This is a genomic window from Bacillus sp. FSL K6-2869, assembly GCF_040869405.1.
Taxonomy (GTDB): domain Bacteria; phylum Bacillota; class Bacilli; order Bacillales; family Bacillaceae; genus Bacillus; species Bacillus altitudinis.
Genome location: NZ_CP152035.1, coordinates 2,210,886 through 2,229,186, shown reverse-complemented (window position 1 = coordinate 2,229,186; position 18,301 = coordinate 2,210,886). Strand labels below are relative to the sequence as shown.

Annotated in this window: 22 protein-coding genes and 1 riboswitch; of the genes, 20 read left to right on the top strand and 2 right to left on the bottom strand. The window is 41.8% G+C overall.

Annotated elements, in window-relative coordinates; translation table 11 throughout:
• Positions 1-150 precede the first annotated feature (150 nt).
• The 14 genes from deoB (at position 151) to lysA (ending at position 11,675) form a co-directional block, all read left to right on the top strand.
• Entirely contained in the window at positions 151-1,335 is a 1,185-nt protein-coding gene (gene deoB, locus MHI58_RS11445; protein ID WP_025207568.1) for a phosphopentomutase, read from the top strand.
• Positions 1,336-1,346: 11 nt separating this feature from the next.
• Positions 1,347-2,159, top strand: a complete 813-nt coding sequence (locus tag MHI58_RS11440; protein ID WP_019743098.1) for a purine-nucleoside phosphorylase — start codon at positions 1,347-1,349, stop codon at positions 2,157-2,159.
• Between the two features lie 110 nt (positions 2,160-2,269).
• Positions 2,270-3,472 carry a D-alanyl-D-alanine carboxypeptidase family protein gene (locus MHI58_RS11435; protein ID WP_007501054.1) on the top strand — a complete coding sequence of 401 codons (1,203 nt, stop codon included), beginning with the start codon at positions 2,270-2,272 and terminating at the stop codon, positions 3,470-3,472.
• Positions 3,473-3,629: 157 nt separating this feature from the next.
• Entirely contained in the window at positions 3,630-3,983 is a 354-nt protein-coding gene (gene spoIIAA / locus MHI58_RS11430) for an anti-sigma F factor antagonist (RefSeq protein ID WP_008344431.1), read from the top strand.
• The gene (gene spoIIAB, locus MHI58_RS11425) at positions 3,980-4,420 is read left to right on the top strand and encodes an anti-sigma F factor (RefSeq protein WP_007501052.1); all 441 of its coding nucleotides are present in this window, start codon (positions 3,980-3,982) and stop codon (positions 4,418-4,420) included. The genes spoIIAA and spoIIAB overlap by 4 nt, the downstream gene beginning before the upstream one ends.
• 12 nt (positions 4,421-4,432) lie before the next feature.
• Positions 4,433-5,200, top strand: a complete 768-nt coding sequence (gene sigF, locus MHI58_RS11420) for an RNA polymerase sporulation sigma factor SigF (protein WP_007501051.1) — start codon at positions 4,433-4,435, stop codon at positions 5,198-5,200.
• A 114-nt stretch (positions 5,201-5,314) separates the two neighbouring features.
• A complete protein-coding gene (locus MHI58_RS11415; protein ID WP_024718931.1) occupies positions 5,315-5,935 on the top strand; it encodes a stage V sporulation protein AA in 621 nt (206 codons plus the stop codon).
• Positions 5,925-6,341, top strand: a complete 417-nt coding sequence (locus tag MHI58_RS11410; RefSeq protein WP_045034337.1) for a stage V sporulation protein AB — start codon at positions 5,925-5,927, stop codon at positions 6,339-6,341. Before MHI58_RS11415 ends, MHI58_RS11410 begins: the two co-directional genes overlap by 11 nt.
• A 20-nt stretch (positions 6,342-6,361) precedes the next feature.
• Complete coding sequence (spoVAC, locus tag MHI58_RS11405; protein ID WP_268431875.1) at positions 6,362-6,814, top strand: stage V sporulation protein AC; 453 nt, start codon at positions 6,362-6,364, stop codon at positions 6,812-6,814.
• Between the two features lie 12 nt (positions 6,815-6,826).
• Entirely contained in the window at positions 6,827-7,843 is a 1,017-nt protein-coding gene (spoVAD, locus tag MHI58_RS11400) for a stage V sporulation protein AD (protein ID WP_024718928.1), read from the top strand.
• Positions 7,843-8,193 (top strand): stage V sporulation protein AE, encoded by a 351-nt coding sequence (gene spoVAE / locus MHI58_RS11395; protein WP_007501045.1) that lies wholly within the window; start codon positions 7,843-7,845, stop codon positions 8,191-8,193. The genes spoVAD and spoVAE overlap by 1 nt, the downstream gene beginning before the upstream one ends.
• A 6-nt stretch (positions 8,194-8,199) precedes the next feature.
• Positions 8,200-8,808 (top strand): stage V sporulation protein AE, encoded by a 609-nt coding sequence (locus MHI58_RS11390; RefSeq protein ID WP_007501044.1) that lies wholly within the window; start codon positions 8,200-8,202, stop codon positions 8,806-8,808.
• Positions 8,753-10,234: a spore germination protein gene (locus tag MHI58_RS11385; protein WP_178896881.1), complete on the top strand. Its 1,482-nt coding sequence runs from the start codon at positions 8,753-8,755 to the stop codon at positions 10,232-10,234. The genes MHI58_RS11390 and MHI58_RS11385 overlap by 56 nt, the downstream gene beginning before the upstream one ends.
• Before the next feature lie 115 nt (positions 10,235-10,349).
• Positions 10,350-11,675: a diaminopimelate decarboxylase gene (gene lysA, locus MHI58_RS11380; RefSeq protein WP_025207565.1), complete on the top strand. Its 1,326-nt coding sequence runs from the start codon at positions 10,350-10,352 to the stop codon at positions 11,673-11,675.
• Positions 11,676-11,715: 40 nt separating this feature from the next.
• On the opposite strand, the gene MHI58_RS11375 is transcribed toward lysA, so the two are convergent.
• Positions 11,716-12,600 (bottom strand): DUF1002 domain-containing protein, encoded by an 885-nt coding sequence (locus MHI58_RS11375; RefSeq protein WP_008344446.1) that lies wholly within the window; start codon positions 12,598-12,600, stop codon positions 11,716-11,718.
• 321 nt (positions 12,601-12,921) lie between these two features.
• Between MHI58_RS11375 and MHI58_RS11370 the strand changes: the two genes are divergently transcribed.
• The gene (locus MHI58_RS11370; RefSeq protein ID WP_007501040.1) at positions 12,922-13,359 is read left to right on the top strand and encodes a peptidylprolyl isomerase; all 438 of its coding nucleotides are present in this window, start codon (positions 12,922-12,924) and stop codon (positions 13,357-13,359) included.
• A gap of 30 nt (positions 13,360-13,389) precedes the next feature.
• Here the strand turns inward: MHI58_RS11370 and MHI58_RS11365 are convergent, their stop codons facing one another.
• Positions 13,390-14,652, bottom strand: coding sequence for an MFS transporter (locus MHI58_RS11365; protein ID WP_045034334.1), 1,263 nt, complete (start codon positions 14,650-14,652; stop codon positions 13,390-13,392).
• A 250-nt stretch (positions 14,653-14,902) separates the two neighbouring features.
• Here MHI58_RS11365 and MHI58_RS11360 point away from each other — a divergent pair, with 250 nt between their 5' ends.
• The 5 genes from MHI58_RS11360 to ribB all read left to right on the top strand — a co-directional run bounded on the left by MHI58_RS11360 (position 14,903) and on the right by ribB (position 18,294).
• Positions 14,903-15,484 carry a TetR/AcrR family transcriptional regulator gene (locus tag MHI58_RS11360; protein ID WP_045034333.1) on the top strand — a complete coding sequence of 194 codons (582 nt, stop codon included), beginning with the start codon at positions 14,903-14,905 and terminating at the stop codon, positions 15,482-15,484.
• A gap of 200 nt (positions 15,485-15,684) precedes the next feature.
• Positions 15,685-15,921: a DUF2164 domain-containing protein gene (locus tag MHI58_RS11355; RefSeq protein WP_017359788.1), complete on the top strand. Its 237-nt coding sequence runs from the start codon at positions 15,685-15,687 to the stop codon at positions 15,919-15,921.
• Positions 15,922-16,155: 234 nt separating this feature from the next.
• A complete protein-coding gene (locus MHI58_RS11350) occupies positions 16,156-16,500 on the top strand; it encodes a hypothetical protein (protein ID WP_045034332.1) in 345 nt (114 codons plus the stop codon).
• A gap of 114 nt (positions 16,501-16,614) precedes the next feature.
• Positions 16,615-16,756: riboswitch (FMN riboswitch) on the top strand.
• Positions 16,757-17,008: 252 nt separating this feature from the next.
• Positions 17,009-17,659 (top strand): riboflavin synthase, encoded by a 651-nt coding sequence (ribE, locus tag MHI58_RS11345; RefSeq protein WP_026050106.1) that lies wholly within the window; start codon positions 17,009-17,011, stop codon positions 17,657-17,659.
• An 11-nt stretch (positions 17,660-17,670) separates the two neighbouring features.
• A complete protein-coding gene (gene ribB, locus MHI58_RS11340) occupies positions 17,671-18,294 on the top strand; it encodes a 3,4-dihydroxy-2-butanone-4-phosphate synthase (protein ID WP_082055568.1) in 624 nt (207 codons plus the stop codon).
• Positions 18,295-18,301 lie beyond the last annotated feature (7 nt).

The window sequence follows — 18,301 nt, the reverse complement described above, 5'->3', positions numbered from 1 at the left end:
AAGCATGGCACGGTGAACGTGTATCATGCTTTTTTATGTTTGGACCGTTTATGGTTGTCAATTGACTTGAAAACGGTTTATACTTGAGATGTCTGACCTCTCCAGTTGTGAAAGGTGAAAGGACAAGAATATTGAAGGAGGCGCTTTTTTATGCCTGATTATCAGTATAAACGTATTTTCCTCATTGTGATGGATTCAGTAGGAATCGGGGAAGCACCTGATGCTGCTGATTTTAATGATGTAGGTGCAGATACACTTGGACATATTGCTGAAAAAATGAACGGGCTTCATATGCCGAATATGGCGAAGCTTGGGCTAAGTCATATTAAAGAAATTAAAGGAATTCCAGCGGACGAAAAACCGCTTGCGTATTATGGGAAAATGCAAGAAGCATCCAACGGGAAAGACACAATGACAGGGCATTGGGAAATCATGGGTCTTTACATCGACACACCATTTAAAGTCTTTCCAGACGGCTTTCCAGATGAACTGTTAAATGAATTAAAAGAAAAAACAGGGCGTGGCATCATTGGAAATAAACCAGCGTCTGGTACAGAAATTCTGGATGAGCTTGGCGAAGAGCATATGAAAACAGGCGATTTAATCGTTTATACTTCAGCAGATTCTGTGCTGCAAATTGCTGCACACGAAGAAGTTGTGCCATTAGACGAACTTTACCGCATTTGCGAAATCGCACGTGAACTGACTTTAGATGAAAAATATATGGTAGGGCGCATCATCGCTCGTCCATTTGTCGGGGAGCCGGGGGCATTTGTTAGAACACCAAATCGTCATGACTATGCATTAAAACCATTCGACCGTACCGTCATGAATGAATTGAAAGATGATGGACTTGATGTCATTGCGATCGGAAAAATCTCTGATATTTATGATGGTGAAGGAATCACCTCTTCACTCAGAACGAAATCCAACATGGATGGAATGGACAAGCTAGTGGAGACGCTGAAAACAGACTTTACTGGGCTGAGCTTCTTAAACCTTGTCGATTTTGATGCGCTTTATGGACATAGAAGAGATCCAGAAGGCTACGGTAAGGCACTAGAGGAATTTGACGCACGTCTACCTGAAGTGTTTGATCTATTAAAAGAGGATGATCTGCTTGTGATCACAGCAGATCACGGAAATGACCCGGTTCATCACGGAACAGATCATACAAGAGAATACGTTCCGCTTATTGCTTACAGCAAAAAGCATCAAGAGGCGAATGAGCTGCCAACAGCGAAAACATTTGCTGATCTTGGGGCAACGGTAGCAGATAATTTTAAATCAACGCTGCCAAAATACGGAACAAGCTTTTTATCTAAACTCAAATAGGGGGAAATCACGTGGGAGCACAGTTTTCAGAAGCGGCGGCATATATTAAACAAGCATCGACATATGTACCAACAGTTGGATTAATTTTAGGTTCAGGTCTTGGCATTTTAGCCGATGAGATTGAAAATCCAATCAAATTGAAATATGAAGATATTCCTGGATTCCCTGTTTCAACAGTAGAAGGGCATGCAGGCCAGCTCGTCATTGGAACGCTGAAAGGCACGGTCGTTTGTGCCATGCAAGGACGTTTCCATTACTATGAAGGGTATGATATGAAGCAGGTGACATTTCCTGTCCGTGTGATGAAAGAAATCGGCATTGAAACATGTATTGTGACAAATGCAGCGGGCGGTGTGAATACGTCCTTCCATCCTGGCGATCTTATGTTGATTACAGATCATATCAATATGATGGGAACCAATCCGTTAATTGGACCAAACGACAGTCAAGGGGTTCGTTTCCCTGATATGTCTGCACCGTATGATAAAGATTTGTTGGCACTTGCAGAGAAAACGGCTAAACATTTAGGCATATCTGTGCAGCAAGGGGTTTATGCAGGAATGACAGGCCCTTCATATGAAACACCGGCAGAGGTTCGTTTCCTCAGAACGCTTGGCGCTGATGCAGTCGGTATGTCGACTGTGCCAGAAGTGATTGTGGCACGTCATGCAGGCATAAAAGTACTTGGTATTTCATGCATCTCTAATGCGGCTTCAGGTATTTTAGATCAGCCGCTTTCTCATGATGAAGTGATCGAAGTGACGGAAAAAGTGAAAGCAAGTTTCCTTGATTTAGTGAAAGAAGTTGTCAAACAACTCTCATAGATCGTGTGAAAAAGCCTTCTGTTCATAAACAGAGGGCTTTTTTTTATGGCAATCAAACGATCTCTGAATAAAACAGCCTTTATGAGGAAAAAATAGAAAGGATTACGATAATGGAGGTCTGCCACTTGAAACGTCATATATGTGCATTGTTTACTTTAATGATCCTTATTTCAATGGTTTCACCATCAGCGATGGCAAAAGAAAAGATTGAAAAGCCAGGAGAAAAACAAACATCAGAATTGGCGCATGAAGCCAAATCAGCGATTTTAATGGAACGTGACACGGGAAAAGTGCTTTACAACAAAAACAGTGATGAAAAGCTTGCCCCTGCAAGTATGACCAAAATCATGACGATGCTTCTCATCATGGAAGCGATGGATCAAGGGAAATTAAAAATGACTGATAAAGTAAGAACGAGCGATCATGCAGCATCTATGGGAGGCTCACAAATTTTCCTTGAACCGGGAGAAGAAATGACGGTTAAAGACATGCTAAAAGGCATTGCGATTGCGTCAGGAAACGATGCTTCAGTTGCCATGGCAGAACATATTGCTGGATCTGAAGAACAGTTTGTTGAGCAAATGAACAAAAAGGCAAAAGAGCTTGGACTCACCTCAACGGTCTTTCAAAATCCAACAGGACTTCCTGAAAAAGATCATTACAGCACGGCTCATGATATGGCAAAAATGGCGAAAGAGCTGTTGAAATATGAAGAGATCACCAAGTTCACAGGTGTATACGAAGACTATCTTCGTCAGAACACGGATAAAAAATTCTGGCTTGTGAATACAAACCGTCTCATTAAATTTTATCCAGGTGTGGATGGGGTGAAAACAGGGTTTACAGGCGAGGCGAAATACTGTCTAACTGCATCTGCTAAAAAAGGCAACATGCGCGTCATTGCTGTTGTATTCGGCGCAAGTACACCAAAAGACAGAAATGCTCAAGTCGTCAAAATGCTGGATTACGCCTTTAGTCAATATACAACGCATCCTCTGTACAAGCGTGGTCAAGATGTAGCAGAGATCAAAGTGAGCAAAGGGAAAAAGAAAAAAATTCAACTTGTCACGTCTGAACCGATTTCTCTTCTAACGAAAAAAGGCGAAAATGTTGATCAGATCAAAAAAGAAATTAAATTAACTCAAGATGTCACAGCCCCATTTTCAAAAGGAACGAAACTTGGCACCATCATCTTGAAAAAAGATGGAAAAGTGCTTCATGAAAGTCCTGTTGAAGCGAAAGAAGATATGGAAAAAGCCGGTGTTTGGACGTTCTTTAAACGGGCTATGGCCGAATTTGTTAAATGGAAGTAAAAGGTGAAAGACTGCTGCAACTGGCAGTCTTTTTTGCTATGAACGAAAAGAACATCTAAATGTGACGAATGATCACTAGTTTTGTCATGGTGAAGGATTTGCATGTGAAGAAAGAGAAACATTCTTTATCCGAAAATAGAGCAAGGAGGAAGAAAAGATGAGCCTTGGTATTGATTTTCAAATAAAAGAGAGCGTACTTTGCATTCGGTTGACAGGGGAGCTTGATCATCACTCCGCAGAGACATTGAGACAAAAGGTGACGAATTATTTGGAAACAGAGGACATTCGCCACATCGTGCTGAATTTAGCTGATTTATCGTTTATGGACAGCTCTGGGCTTGGAGTGATTTTAGGAAGATACAAAGAAATTAAACAACTTGGCGGTGAAATGGTCGTCTGTGCGATCTCGCCAGCGGTGAACCGTTTATTTGATATGTCCGGCTTGTTTAAAATTATTCGTATGGAGCCTTCAGAGCAAACTGCGCTGCAAACATTGGGGGTGGCATCATGACAAATGAAATGAATCTGACTTTTTCTGCTTTAAGTCAAAACGAATCTTTTGCGAGAGTAACGGTGGCAGCATTCATCGCTCAGCTCGATCCAACATTAGATGAGCTAACAGAAATCAAAACCGTTGTATCAGAGGCGGTCACGAACTCGATCATTCACGGGTATGACGGGAATCCAGACGGCAAGGTGCACATTAGCGTCACGCTGGATGACCATATTGTGTATCTGACGATTCGAGACGAAGGCATGGGCATTTCAGACCTTGAGGAAGCAAGGCAGCCGCTTTTTACGACGAAACCAGACTTAGAGCGTTCCGGGATGGGTTTTACGATCATGGAGAACTTTATGGATGATGTCATGGTGGACTCATCTCCAGAAATGGGCACAACAATCCGCTTAACAAAGCATCTATCAAAAAGCAAAGCGCTTTGTAATTAAGGAGCTGCTCATATGGATGTGGAGGTAAAAAAGCAAGCAAAAAAAGCACAGCTGTCTAATGATGAAGTGAAACAGCTCATCAAAAAAAGCCAAGACGGAGATCAACAAGCAAGAGACCTCCTCGTAGAAAAAAACATGCGTCTTGTTTGGTCCGTTGTTCAGCGCTTTTTAAATAGAGGATATGAACCAGATGATCTGTTCCAAATAGGCTGTATTGGCCTGCTGAAATCTGTTGATAAATTTGATTTGTCTTATGATGTGAAGTTTTCGACGTATGCCGTTCCAATGATCATTGGTGAAATTCAGCGTTTCATTCGTGATGATGGAACCGTCAAAGTCAGCAGGTCTTTAAAGGAACTTGGAAATAAAATCAGGCGGGCAAGGGACGAATTGTCTAAATCTCATGGAAGAATGCCGACTGTTCAGGAAATCGCTGAATATCTGGACATCACACCTGAGGATGTCGTCCTTGCTCAAGAAGCGGTCCGCTCACCATCATCTATTCATGAAACCGTGTATGAAAATGACGGCGATCCGATTACATTACTCGATCAAATTGCCGATCATTCAGAAGAAAGATGGTTTGATAAAATTGCGCTAAAAGAGGCGATTAAAGAATTAGAAGAGCGTGAGAAACTAATTGTCTATTTAAGGTATTATAAAGACCAAACACAATCAGAAGTAGCAGAAAGACTCGGAATTTCCCAAGTGCAAGTCTCACGGCTTGAAAAGAAGATTTTAAAACAAATCCAAATGCAAATGGATCAAAAAGACAGCTAGCCAATTCGGCTGGCTTTTTTTGTGTGGTAATTACCGGTAAATCAAGTTCTTTCAGTATGAGAACCATTTTTCACCACATACTATTTTTAACCCATCGTATAGGAAGTGACTTGGATGGACGGACAAATCTTTATTCGGCTGCGCCATCGGATTAAGACTGGTAATGATCAGCTTATTTATTTAGAGGATATCGCCCAAATCACTGGAGATGACAGTGCTGTGCAAAAGCTGAGCAAAATGCCGATATACCATGTCAGCAAAAAGGATCGTCACATCGTTGTGTTAGATATCATGCATGTGGTCAAAACGATCAAAAAAACATGGCCTGACATCGACATTCAAACGGTCGGAGGCTCAGAAGCCATTGTTGAAATAGACACAGGTAAACGCCAACTGTCCCCCGTATTATTCGTGTTTGTATGGCTCCTCTTATTTGTCGGAGCGGCCCTTGCCATCATGAATTTCCATGAGGATGTTAGTATGCGGCTTGTTCATATCCGCCTTTACGAGATGATTACTGGAAACACGGTTGAGCATCCGTATTTATTACAAATTCCATATAGCTTTGGACTCGGTTTTGGCATGATTTTATTTTTCAATCATGTGTTTAAAAAGCGTTTAAACGAAGAGCCAAGCCCGCTTGAAGTGGAAATGTTTAAATATCAGCTCGATCTTGATCATTATGTCGCACTCAATGAAAACAAAGAAACATTGAAAGATATCCATGATCGGTAAATGGCTTTTTGTGGTGCTTGTTGGGCTCGGCGGCGGTTTAACGGTAGGGGCAGGATTTGTGGCGTTTCTCACAGTGCTTGGTATTATCCCTCGATTAATGCAATTAACGAAAACGCAGCGTTTTATTCAAGGATATGAGGCTGCCGTGATAAGTGGAGCGATCGTTGGCGGCTGGGCTACTTTAAGTCAAGTCCATATGCATTTATCCAAATGGCTGGCGCTACCGATCGGTCTTTTATCTGGCATTTTTGTCGGCATGCTTGCTGCCGCACTCACTGAAGTGTTAAATGTACTTCCTATCTTAACGAAAAGAATTGGAATGGACGGGAAAATTGTGCTGCTGCTCATGGCCATCGTCTTAGGAAAGGTGTTTGGCTCGCTATTTCATTGGCTTATTTATATTTAAAAATGTGGAGGGAACAACACGTGTCAAGTTTAAAAGAGAACTATCCATCTAAAGTGAAAATGTATCAGCCGAAACCTCCTTATGTACTGAACTGCATCAAGGCTTTTCTTGTCGGCGGTTTGATTTGTGCGATAGGCGAGGGATTGCAAAATTTCTATATTACTTTTTTTGATTTTAATGAGAAGACAGCAGGGAATCCAACGGTGGCGACCCTTATTTTAATTTCTTCTATTTTAACTGGTATTGGTATTTACGATAAAATCGGCCAGTTTGCTGGAGCGGGATCAGCTGTCCCGGTGACAGGATTTGCAAATAGCATGACAAGTGCGGCTCTTGAGCATAAAAGTGAAGGGCTTGTGTTAGGTGTAGCGACCAACATGTTTAAACTGGCTGGGAACGTCATTGTGTTTGGTGTCGTCTCGGCATATGTCGTAGGGATTATTCGATACGTCTTGGAAAAGATGTTTTCGTAGGAGGAATAAAACGTGAAACTAACAGGTAAGCAATCTTGGGTATTTGAACACAAGCTTTATGTGAATGCGGAAGGAACAGCTGCAGGACCGAAAGAAAAAGAAGGCCCAATCGGTCATCTCATTGATAAAACCTATGATGAAATGCACTGTTATCAAAAGAACTGGGAAATGGCTGAAAGGCAGCTCATGGATGATGCCATATCAATGGCCTTATCAAAAGCGAATTTGCAAAAAAGTGATATTGACCTTTTGCTGGCAGGAGATTTACTAAACCAAAACGTGACAGCCAACTATGTGGCAAGAGAACTCAAAATCCCGTTTCTTTGTTTATTTGGTGCCTGCTCCACATCAATGGAATCAGTCGCCATTGCCTCAGCGTTAATAGATGGTGGGTTTGCCAATAGAGCACTTGCTGCGACAAGCAGTCACAATGCGACGGCGGAGCGGCAATTCCGTAATCCAACAGAATATGGCGGGCAAAAACCAGATACAGCCACAAGTACAGTGACAGGGAGCGGTGCTGTCGTCATCAGCCAAGAACCTTCCCAAATTCAAATTACAAGTGCCACCGTCGGACGGGTGATGGATCTTGGGATTACAGATCCATTCGATATGGGTTCGGCTATGGCGCCTGCAGCGGCAGACACAATCAAACAACATTTAGAAGACTTAGGAAGAACAGTAGATGATTATGATCTCATCCTAACAGGAGATCTATCTGGAATTGGATCGCCTATTTTAAAGGATCTTCTGAAAGAAGATGGCATTCAGCTTGGACGGAAGCATGATGATTGCGGATTAATCATATACACACCTGATCAAAATGTATTCGCTGGAGGCAGCGGCTGTGCCTGCTCAGCTGTCGTGACATTCAGTCACATCTTTCAAGAAATGAAAGCAGGGAATTTGCAAAGAGTATTGGTTGTAGCAACCGGGGCGCTTCTCAGCCCAATGATGGTTCAGCAAAAAGAGACCATTCCAACCATTGCGCACGGAGTTGTATTTGAGCGTGCAGGAGGAGAAAGCTAATGGATTATTTGATTGCTTTTGTTGCAGGCGGACTGATTTGCGTGATCGGCCAGCTTTTACTTGATGTACTGAAACTCACACCGGCACATGTCATGACGACCTTTGTTGTGGCGGGGACGATTTTAGACGGGTTTGGTATTTATGATAAATTTATTGAATTTGCAGGAGCGGGTGCTACCGTCCCTATCGTAAGCTTTGGTCATAGCTTGCTTCATGGGGCGATGCATCAGGCCGATGTCCACGGATTTATTGGAATCGGAATTGGGATTTTTGAGTTAACCTCTGCTGGAATATCAGCTGCGATTTTATTTTCATTTATCATTGCACTTATCTTTAAACCGAAAGGATAACCTAATATGGGGCAAAGACGCAAAGTCATTTTAGTGACAGACGGAGATATATATGCTGCCAAAACGATAGAGCTTGTCGCAAAGAAAGTCGGCGGAAGATGTATTTCCAGCTCAAAAGGGAATCCGAGCAAACGAACAGGACCAGAACTGGTCCAGATGATTTTAAAAACGCCGTATGACCCAGTGTTTGTCATGTTTGATGATTCTGGCTTAACAGGTGAAGGAACAGGGGAGACGGCTATGAAGCACGTAGCACGTCACCCTGAAATTGAAGTGATTGGCGCCATTGCAGTGGCATCTAAAACCCATCAAGCGGAATGGACAAAGGTACATGTCTCCATTGACCGGGAAGGTGAACTGACAGAATATGGCGTTGACAAACATGGACTTCCAGAAATGGAACCACACAAAATGAGTGGAGATACAGTGTATTGTCTCGATTCACTACAGCTTCCGATTGTTGTCGGCATTGGAGATATTGGCAAGATGGGACGGAAAGATGATCTAAGCAAAGGGTCCCCCATCACAATGAAGGCAGTCGAATTAATTTTAGAAAGGAGTGGTTTCCATGAAGAAAGACAAGGTGCACGTGTACCGAGATCCGAAGAAAAATGAAGATTTTTTCAAAGACAATGTCGGGATGGGTCTCAGCTTTGACCTTGGCGTTCGGAAAATTTATGTCCATGATCAGGAAATCCAGCTTTACTATGTAAATGGATTATGTGATACACAATATGTGATCTATTTATTAAAAGAACTGATTGAAATCAATGACAACGAACCTGAATCAGATGATCTTGCACGTGTGGTAGAAAACCGTCTTGTCAATCAGCAAGTCTCAAAAGTTGAAACGCTTGATGAAGCAGTGGATCAAGTGTTGTCTGGACTTGTGGCAGTCGTTGTCGAAGGTGAAAATTACGCATTTATTATTGATGTCAGGAGCTACCCTGGCAGAATGCCGGAGGAACCGGATACAGAAAAGGTTGTCAGAGGTGCAAGAGACGGCTTTGTTGAAAACATCATTGTGAACACAGCACTCATTCGCAGAAGAGTGCGGGATGAAAAACTGCGATACAAAATGCTTAAAGTAGGCGAGCGTTCTAAAGCGGACGTCTGTGTTTGTTATATTGAAGACATAGCTGACCCTGATCTTGTTGATATTATCGAAAAAGAAGTGTCTGGGATTAAAGTTGACGGACTGACGATGTCTGATAAAACAATAGAAGAATTTATCATTAAGCAAGGATATAATCCCTTCCCGCTTGTGCGATACACCGAGCGCCCAGATGTAGCCGCTAACCATATATTAGAAGGGCATGTCATCATCATTACAGATACATCCCCTAGTGTCATCATTACGCCAACCACTATTTTTCATCACGTTCAACATGCTGAAGAATACCGCCAGGCGCCAGCGGTTGGGACTTTTTTAAGATGGGTGCGTTTTTTAGGCATCTTATGTTCTACTTTTCTTTTGCCGATCTGGTTTCTTTTTATTCTAGAACCGAATCTTCTGCCAGACAATCTAAGCTATATTGGATTTAACAAACCTTCTCATATCCCTGTCATTCTCCAAGTATTCCTTGCTGATTTTGGGGTGGAATTTTTACGAATGGCGGCCATCCATACGCCGACCGCCTTGTCGACTGCTATGGGTTTGATTGCAGCCGTCTTAATTGGACAAATTGCAATTGATGTCGGTTTATTTACACCAGAGGTCATATTATACGTCTCGCTAGCAGCCATCGGCACATTCACCACTCCAAGTTATGAACTGAGTGTCGCTAATAAAATCATCCGACTGATCATATTAGCACTAGTAGCGATCTTTAAGCTGAATGGATTAATCATCGGTTTTACGCTGTTACTTATTTATTTAACATCCATTCGTTCCTTACAGACGCCTTATATGTGGCCGTTCATTCCTTTTAATGGAAAGGCTTTGTGGCAAGTGCTCATTCGGACGTCTGTTCCTGGCTCAAAAGTAAGGCCAAGCATCGTTCACCCTCAGAACAGATCAAAAATTCCGCCAAATTCTTAACGCTCGTTGAAAGTGGCTGAAGATTGTGATATTGTATTTTTAACTTTGAGAAACGGCAAAAGGCAGCTTGTGCAGCTGTCTTTTTTCAGCCGAGGCGGAGAAAGAGGGAATGACATTGTATTTACACGGCACTTGCAGACAAAATGAACTCGGACATTTAGAAATTGGTGGTGTTGATGCCGTTTCTTTAGCTGAAACGTATGGGACACCACTTTATGTATATGATGTGGCTTTAATACGGGAGCGTGCAAAAAGCTTTCAGAAAGCATTTATTGAAGAAGAACTAAAGGCTCAGGTGGCATATGCGAGTAAGGCTTTTTCTTCTATTGCCATGTTCCAGCTGGCAAAAGAAGAAGGCTTATCACTTGATGTCGTTTCAGGCGGGGAGCTGCACACAGCCATTTGTGCCGGGTTTCCAGTAGAAAAAATTCATTTCCATGGTAACAACAAAAGCAGAGAAGAATTAAAGATGGCATTAGCGCATGGAATCGGCTGTATTGTTGTTGATAATTTCTATGAAATCAATCTCATTGAACAGCTTGGGCAAGAGCTGTCAAAACAGGTGAAAGTACTCCTCCGCATCACGCCGGGCGTTGAAGCACATACGCATGACTATATTACAACAGGTCAAGAAGATTCAAAATTCGGTTTTGATCTTCATAATGGACAAGCAGACGAAGCGGTCAAACAAGTACTTGAATCAGAAGTGATCGAGCTTTTAGGTGTCCACTGCCATATCGGCTCTCAAATCTTTGATACAGCTGGTTTTGTCCTTGCGGCAGATAAAATTTTCTTGAAGCTGGATGAATGGAGAGAATCGTTTGGATTTATTTCCACAGTGCTGAACTTAGGCGGAGGCTTTGGCATCCGTTATACAGAAGAGGACGAACCACTTCCAGCAACTGAATACGTGGAGAAAATTATTCAAGCGGTGAAAGAAAATGTAGCCCGCTATGAATTTGAGATGCCTGAAATTTGGATTGAGCCAGGCCGCTCCCTTGTTGGAGATGCGGGAACCACTCTTTATACGATCGGCTCATCAAAACATGTACCTGGCATTCGCGATTATGTAGCCATTGACGGCGGAATGAGTGATAACATTCGACCTGCTTTATATCAAGCAAAATATGAAGCAGCGAGCGCCAATAAAATGAGCCAAACGCATGATCAAACTGTGTCCATTGCAGGCAAATGCTGTGAAAGTGGAGATATGCTCATTTGGGATATTGATCTGCCAGAGTTATCACAGGGAGACTTGTTAGCTGTCTTTTGTACAGGAGCTTATGGCTACAGCATGTCAAACAACTATAACCGCATCCCGCGCCCGGCTGTAGTATTTGTAGAAGATGGGGAAGCGCAGCTTGTCGTTGAGCGTGAGACATATGAGGACATTGTCAAATTGGATTTACCTTATCAATCAAAAGTGAAATCATCGACTTAAAAAAAGCTGCCTGATCATCAGGCAGCTTTTTCTATGACATTTATTTTCCACCAGTAAATACAGAGACGATCGCGTTCCAAATAGAGACAAAGAAATCCCAAATCTTCTGTAGAAGGTTTTTCCCTTCATCTGATTCTATGAATTTTGTAATCTTGTCTTTTGCTTTATCAATTTGAGATCCGACTTGTTTCCAATCGATATTGATATTTTTCATCTTATCAAAGAGAGAGACAAGTTGATCTTTTTGGTCTTGTGTTAGATTTAAGTTCAAATCAGAAGCGGCTTGATCTACTTTTTCTTCCACTTCTTTTGTTGTTTTAGGAACTCCATTTTTGGCAATGTCATCTTTGATTTTTGCAATCAGGGCAGAAGCATTGTCTTTTCCAATAGAGTCTCCCAGTTTAGATGTTGTTACAAGTTCTTCGTTTGCCACCTGTTTCACATCTTCGGGAATGGCTTTGTCGCTTGACACTTCATAGGCTTTTAATAGACCTGTCAGTGCTGCTGTACCAGATACTTCAAACGGCGCCGTCACGACAACCTTTGCATCTTTCACGCCTGCGGTCATTAAAGCATTTAAATACATCTCATCTGTAATGGTCTTAATGTTATGTGTATCCACGGTCAGACCCGTACCTGATTTTTCAATGGTGATGGATGAAGATGATAATGCTCTCGTCCCGATAGAAGAACGAGGGATATACTTTCCTAAATATTCGTGCTCTTCTTTATTGGTTACTTCAATTTTTGTCGCATTTTCAGGTGGATTCAACTCGTCAAGCACCTTCTGGCGATCAGCCGGTGTTAAGTCTTGCCCGAGTGTGACGATGACATCGCCGACAGCTGCATCCGCTAAGCTGACTTTTGGCGCACCAATCAGTAAAAGGAGCGCTGCCATCATACCAAGCATTGTTTTTTTAAACATGTTGACCTCCTTCAAGTCGAAAGCGTTTCTCGATGGTGAGAAACTCATCTTTTGAGTACATGATTTGAATCGTACTCCATCATATAGACGTAACAAATCAGTCTGACGTTTCAATTTTCTTTTAAAGATGTTTGAAACCTCCAATATGATGAAGTGATTTGCTCAGTCTGTGATCATTTCCTTAGGAGAAAAGGATCAAGCTCTTTTATTTTATCAATGATGGCAAAAGAGGTAAATCACATTCGACAAGCAGGGGATGTTTAACATCACCGAAAATGTGCTATAATGAGCGTTGTTTAACCTGAAAGGAGAATGTGAAAAATGGCGAAAAAAGGATACATACAATTAACGAATGGAAAGAAAATTGAGTTTGAACTTTACCCAGAGGCTGCTCCAGGTACAGTAGCAAACTTTGAAAAATTAGCGAATGAAGGCTTCTACGATGGATTGAAATTCCACCGCGTGATCCCTGGGTTCGTAAGCCAAGGCGGCGATCCAAACGGTAATGGAACTGGAGGACCTGGTTACACCATTAAATGTGAAACAGAAGGAAACCCTCATCAGCACGAGAGAGGTTCATTATCAATGGCACACGCTGGTAAAGACACTGGCGGCAGCCAATTCTTTATCGTACATGACCCACAGCCGCACTTAAACGGTGTTCACACTGTTTTTGGCAAAGTAACATCTGGTATCGAAGCTGTTCTTGATATGGAACAAGGACAAGGCATGGAAAAAGTCGAAGTGATCGATGCTTAATCCAAAACACCGCTTAATTGCGGTGTTTTTTTATTTTACATCTGATGTTCCTGTGATCTGTGCCGTGAAGCGGTAGGTGATCATCCAATATAAAAGGGCTAAGGCGCTGATAGAGGCTCCAAATAAACATACCCCATTCCAGCCAGCGTTTGCGTATATGTTAGTTGATACAATAGAACCGAGCGCACTGCCGAGGGAATAAAAAATCATATAAGCAGCAGTCAGCCGGCTTCTCGCCTCAGGCCGGACCATGAAAATCATACTTTGATTGGTCACATGAACGGCCTGCACAGATAGGTCAAGAATGACTATACCAACGATTAATAAAATGAGGGAATATTCAGTGAAAAAAATAAAACACCATGAAAAGAGTAATAGGACAAGGGCGATGCACGTTGTTAACTGTCCTAAGCCTCGATCAGCAAGGCTTCCAGCTCGAGCGGCACCTAATGCTCCGGCAACTCCAGCAAGGCCAAATGCACCAATTGCCGTATGTGACAGATTGTATGGGGTAGTGCTGAGAGGCAGTACAAGTGAAGTCCACAGCGTGCCAAACACAACAAAGATCAGAAAACCCAGTACGCCACGAATACGTAGAATTCGTTCTTGTCTGAACAATATAAACATTGAAGCGAGCAAGTTCACATAGGATATGGAGACTCTCTTGCTGTCAGCACGCGGAAGATACCGGTACAACACGCCAGTTATGATCAGCATCATCACGCCGGAAACGAGATAGACTGATCTCCAGCCGGCGAGATCGGTTAGTACACCAGCAAACGTTCGTGCGAGAAGAATACCAATCACAATTCCACTTTGAACCAAGCCCACTATGCGGCCACGTTCTTCAGGAGCGGCCCATGTCGCTGCGAATGCTACGAGTACCTGAGTGACTACAGCGAGCAGTCCCACCGCACCTAGTCCTATGAACAGGACGGTGGCGGTAGGGGCGATACCGACTAGAATGAGAGATAACACGGATACTAGCATTTGAGCTACGATGAGCCGCCGTTGGTTGAACAGATCACCAAGTGGTACGATCAGAAGCAGTCCTAGCGCATAACAAAGCTGAGTAATCGTAATGACCATACCAACGGATGAATAGCTGATACCAAACTCGGATGCGAGGGAGTCTAATAATGGCTGTGCAAAGTATATGTTTGCAACTGCCATCCCTGAGGCTGTCGAAAACAGTAGAGCCATATTGCGAGTCATCGTTGATCGGGTGTTTATTTGTAAATGAGTCGTTCCTAGATCAGAATGTTCAACGGCATTCATTTTTTCTTTTTTCATGCATGTCATCAGCTCCTTTTGTACTAAAAAGTATAATATACTGATCAGTATAAAATGATTCCTGTTAAGGATAACCAGATAAACGTTTTAAAGTCAAGATGATATAGTGAAGATCTTGAGAGAGGCAGTCGGTTTGACAATGATATGTCAATAAAATAAAATGATAATATACCGATGAGTAAAAAATACTTATAAGAAATAGATGATTGATTTAGTGAAGAGATTTTTATGGTAGAAATGAGGGTTGATGATGGTTCGACAACGGGAATTTGATGAGGAAAAAGCGTTAGATGAGGCCTTGTTGCTTTTTTGGGAGAAGGGGTATAGAGCGACTACATTAAGCGACTTAACTGCAAAAATGGGAATACAGCGGCCGAGCTTATACTCAGCGTTCGGTGATAAAGAGGAATTGTTTGAAGCAGCATTACGCAAATATACAACTCAGCATGCAGCTCATATTCGATCAAAACTGCAAAACAATCTATCTGCAAAGGAAGCATTTCATACATTATTTGCTGAATTAGTAGAAGAGGAATATGGAAATGGACCGAGTAAAGGGTGCTTCTGCATCAATACAATAGTCGAGCTTGCCCCCCACGAAGAGAAATTTGAAATTCTCACAAGAGAGCATCAAATGTATCTTTCGGTCATTTTTGAAGAAAAAATTGTACAAGGTATTCGCTCGGGTGAGCTCGAAAGCAGTCTGAATGCCAAAGCCTTAGCACAGGCGCTGGTTGTTTCTTTTATTGGACTTACAGTTCTCATGAAATCTCGCCCAGAGCGTTCATTTGTAGATCATTCTGTAGCGACGATCCTATCCATATTGAAATAAATAGTCTATATAAAGAAAGCGTATTTTGATCAATTGATTAAAACACGCTTTTTCTTTTAGGGTGTTATGGACACGTTTTTGTGATATGATAAGAGAACAAACATTCGTATTTGTGAGTGTCACCATATGCAGCTCTAAAAATAAGTGAAAGTGCAAATCTAAAAAGCGTGTGATCATGCTGAAAGAAAGCAGGAGATACTTTGAAACCATTAACAAAAGAAGAAAAAAACCAGATGATGATTGCCATTCAGCGTTACTTTGCCGAAGAACGAGAAGAGGAGATTGGTGAATTAGCAGCCATCAATATATTAGAATTTATCACAAAACATCTTGGAAGCTACTATTATAATCAAGGGGTTCGTGACAGCCGAAATATCGCTGTTCAAAGATCTCAATTGTTAGAGGAAGATCTATTCGCATTAGAGAAAAGAATATAATCAAAAAGCTCGTCTTTCTTGTTTACCCTGCTAACAGATAAAGAGGAAAAAAGACCCCCTTAATAAAGAACGCATATTCGTATCATATGTAATGATGAAAAGGTGGAACCAAAAGTCCATTTGAATCGTTATATAAGTAACCATTAATGAAAATCAGCTTTTTTGGTTTTATTTCATCAAAAGAAGGAATAGAACATACAAATAGGCGAAGTGCAGATGATGGAGGTTCTAAATATGGGGAAAATCAAATTGAAAATCGCAATCTTATTTGTTTTACTGCTTTGTTTAGGCGCAGGTTATTTATACATGAATGGCATGAAAATTGAAGATGTGCCAACAGCCATTGGCGAAAGTTTAACGAATAATGATAAAGATTACACCATCTATGAATATACCATTACAAAAATTGATGGTGATGAGTATTACGGTCAAGCCAAAAATGGCACGAAAATCATTTTTAACGGAAAGAAATTTGCAGATGATGTGGCCGATCTGAAAAAAGGCGATCGTATTAAAGCATACTTTAGTAATGAAAAAAGAATAGACGGCCTTATAAAAGTAGTCAAAGTCGTCAATTAACAAGTCTCCTTTCCTATAGGGAGGCTCTTTTTATGAACAGATGAATAAATCTTGATTGTTGCATTTGACCACAAGGATCGCTATAATAGCCCCTAAGGACAGCTAAATATCGATTGTATCCTTCGGGGCAGGGTGAAAATCCCGACCGACGGTAATAAAGCAAATGCTTTACAGCCCGTGACCCGTTAATTTATTAACGGTTGATTCAGTGAGAAGCTGAAGCCGACAGTGAAAGTCTGGATGGGAGAAGGATAACGAAAGCTATGTATGAACAAAAAATATGTGTTGATCATAGTTTTATTTCTAATGCAAAAAAACCACAGCCCCGGAATTTTTCCGGGGCTTTCTGTATGTCAATATAGTCATCGCATGCAGTGTTTATTAGGTGATCCCTCATTTACCTTGTATGGACCATAAAAAGCGACGAAGGTGTTCAATCGATCACATGTCCCAAACATCGCTTTTTCATAAAGTGAGAAATACAAAAGAAAGAGAAAGGGAGGATCACATGTTTACGGGGATTATTGAAGAAGTGGGTACAGTCCAGTCATTGAGCAAAAGATCCGCAGATGCCATGGAAATTATCATCAAGTGCAGTCGTGTACTAGAAGATGTTCACCTAGGCGATAGTATCGCCATCAATGGCGTTTGTCTCACTGTCACAAGCTTCACAAAAGAACAGTTTGCGGCAGATGTGATGCCTGAGACGGTCAAAGCGACATCACTTGATCAGCTTGCACCAGGTAGCCAAGTGAATTTAGAGCGAGCGATGTCATCAAATGGACGATTCGGCGGTCATTTTGTTTCAGGCCATGTTGATGGAACGGCTGTGATTACCCGTGTAGAAAAGAAGAGTAATGCCATTTACTATGATTTGAAAATGGACAAGACCCTCACAGATATGCTCACAAAAAAGGGGTCGATCGCAATAGACGGCGTCAGCTTGACTATTTTCGATTTGCGAGATGCTCATGTGACAGTTTCTATCATTCCACATACGCTTGAAGGAACTATTTTCCCGACTAAATCTATGGGGGATGTAGTAAATATTGAATGTGACATGATCGGTAAATACATTTATCGCTTTTTAACAAAAGAGCAAAACGAAAAGCAGCCATCACGATTAACCCCATCATTTTTAAAAGAGCACGGATTCTAGGAGGCGATTGTATGTATCATTCAGTTGATGAGGCAGTAAATGCCCTGAAACGAGGAGAAATCATTATCGTAGTAGATGATGAAGACAGAGAAAATGAAGGAGACTTTGTGGCACTTGCTGAGCATGCAACGCCGGAAGTCATTAACTTCATGGCTGTACATGGAAGAGGTCTTATTTGCACACCAGTTCATGCCTCGATTGCGAAACACTTGGATCTGCATCCCATGGTCGAGCGAAATACGGATGCACATCATACAGCATTTACAGTGAGCATCGACCATACGTCAACGACAACTGGTATAAGTGCTTTTGAGCGCTCAACGACCATATTGGCCATGTTAAATAAAGAGTCAAAACCAGAAGATTTTGCCCGACCAGGTCATGTTTTCCCTCTTATTGCGAAAGAGGGAGGCGTAGTAGAAAGACCAGGTCATACAGAAGCGGCCGTTGATCTTGCTAAACTTGCGGGTTCAGTGCCAGCGGGTGTCATATGTGAAATTATGAATGCAGATGGAACCATGGCCCGCGTACCCGAACTACAAAAAATTCAAAAAGAACACGATTTAAAGATGCTGACGATTGAAGCATTGCAGGCATATATAAACAAGCAAACAACGACAATGAAAACAAAATAAAAATCAC

What these genes read in the sequence shown, in the direction of transcription:
- deoB (WP_025207568.1), top strand. Translation starts at nt 151, where the DNA reads ATGCCTGATTATCAGTATAAACGTATTTTCCTCATTGTGATGGATTCA.
- MHI58_RS11435 (WP_007501054.1), top strand. Translation starts at nt 2,270, where the DNA reads ATGGAGGTCTGCCACTTGAAACGTCATATATGTGCATTGTTTACTTTA.
- spoIIAA (WP_008344431.1), top strand. Translation starts at nt 3,630, where the DNA reads ATGAGCCTTGGTATTGATTTTCAAATAAAAGAGAGCGTACTTTGCATT.
- spoIIAB (WP_007501052.1), top strand. Translation starts at nt 3,980, where the DNA reads ATGACAAATGAAATGAATCTGACTTTTTCTGCTTTAAGTCAAAACGAA.
- sigF (WP_007501051.1), top strand. Translation starts at nt 4,433, where the DNA reads ATGGATGTGGAGGTAAAAAAGCAAGCAAAAAAAGCACAGCTGTCTAAT.
- MHI58_RS11415 (WP_024718931.1), top strand. Translation starts at nt 5,315, where the DNA reads ATGGACGGACAAATCTTTATTCGGCTGCGCCATCGGATTAAGACTGGT.
- MHI58_RS11410 (WP_045034337.1), top strand. Translation starts at nt 5,925, where the DNA reads ATGATCGGTAAATGGCTTTTTGTGGTGCTTGTTGGGCTCGGCGGCGGT.
- spoVAE (WP_007501045.1), top strand. Translation starts at nt 7,843, where the DNA reads ATGGATTATTTGATTGCTTTTGTTGCAGGCGGACTGATTTGCGTGATC.
- MHI58_RS11390 (WP_007501044.1), top strand. Translation starts at nt 8,200, where the DNA reads ATGGGGCAAAGACGCAAAGTCATTTTAGTGACAGACGGAGATATATAT.
- MHI58_RS11375 (WP_008344446.1), bottom strand. Translation starts at nt 12,600, where the DNA reads ATGTTTAAAAAAACAATGCTTGGTATGATGGCAGCGCTCCTTTTACTG.
- MHI58_RS11370 (WP_007501040.1), top strand. Translation starts at nt 12,922, where the DNA reads ATGGCGAAAAAAGGATACATACAATTAACGAATGGAAAGAAAATTGAG.
- MHI58_RS11365 (WP_045034334.1), bottom strand. Translation starts at nt 14,652, where the DNA reads ATGAAAAAAGAAAAAATGAATGCCGTTGAACATTCTGATCTAGGAACG.
- MHI58_RS11360 (WP_045034333.1), top strand. Translation starts at nt 14,903, where the DNA reads ATGGTTCGACAACGGGAATTTGATGAGGAAAAAGCGTTAGATGAGGCC.
- MHI58_RS11350 (WP_045034332.1), top strand. Translation starts at nt 16,156, where the DNA reads ATGGGGAAAATCAAATTGAAAATCGCAATCTTATTTGTTTTACTGCTT.
- ribE (WP_026050106.1), top strand. Translation starts at nt 17,009, where the DNA reads ATGTTTACGGGGATTATTGAAGAAGTGGGTACAGTCCAGTCATTGAGC.
- ribB (WP_082055568.1), top strand. Translation starts at nt 17,671, where the DNA reads ATGTATCATTCAGTTGATGAGGCAGTAAATGCCCTGAAACGAGGAGAA.